Below are 894 nucleotides of genomic sequence, written 5' to 3' on the forward strand. Positions count from 1 at the left end.
GCACCAGAGGTGTTTATGCCAGCCTTCACTGCTTGGCCGGCTGCGCTCGCCCGACCAGCTCCGCCGGCCAAGCTACCCGTGGCGGAGCGGCCTACCGCGCACTAAATTTAACCTTGGACCACCCTGTGGGGGCCGATCAACACCACGGGCCCTGCATTCCAACCCTCACTGGGGAGGCGGTAGGTGAGTACGAAAGCGGTGATGCCTTGTGCCGCGAGCCAGAAGGCGGCTGGGAACGCCTCCTTCACGATGCCGATGCGCGTGTAGCCACCGCCGCCCGCCACGAGGACTGCGACGCCACTGGGGTTCTCCGGCATGAACACCTCAAGGACGGGGTCGGCGATATTGCTCACCGCGCCGCTGTCGTCCCGGGTGATCGACCCTCGCGGTCCGCCGCCGCCGGGTGGTACGCCCGGCCACAGCGGGATCCGTTCCGGCGCCCCGACGGCGGCCGCGCGGCGTGTCGAAGTAAGCGCCGCGGTTGCGGTGAGTGTCAGAAGGACGGATCGGCGGTCGGGCATAGTACCCTGCTTGGATGGGCTCCTGCCGTCGCAGCCCGGGGTGCAAGATCGCTACAACCGATCAGTTCCCGGCTGCGCCGTCTCGACATGGCAATGGACGGTCGCCACCGGGACGACCCGCCCGACAAACGATCGTCGAGGCTTCTGTGTCCCTGGGACAGCCATCGACCGAAACTGGCCGAAAGTCGCTGGTTCGCCGCTTAGGAGGTCGGTTATGTAAGCGGATATTCTAGCTAGTGGATTGAATCCAACGTTTGATGCCCCCGTGCTGCGGCCGCGATGATGGTGTCTGGGTCGGCTTTCCAGCGGAAGGGGGTCGGGTCGAGGTTATGTTCGGCGAGGTAGCGGTTGATGGCTGCCTGTAGATCGACGA

1 protein-coding gene and 1 pseudogene are annotated in these 894 nt (G+C 65.5%); both read right to left on the minus strand.

What is annotated here, in order from left to right; translation table 11 throughout:
- Positions 1-107 precede the first annotated feature (107 nt).
- On the minus strand, positions 108-353 hold the full coding sequence (locus MKK65_RS31500) for a hypothetical protein (protein ID WP_409565380.1): 246 nt from the start codon (positions 351-353) through the stop codon (positions 108-110).
- A gap of 401 nt (positions 354-754) precedes the next feature.
- Positions 755-894, minus strand: a pseudogene (locus MKK65_RS07700) (IS630 family transposase); the annotation flags it as partial.

It is taken from the genome of Methylobacterium sp. J-001 (assembly GCF_022829565.1).
Classification (GTDB): Bacteria; Pseudomonadota; Alphaproteobacteria; order Rhizobiales; family Beijerinckiaceae; genus Methylobacterium.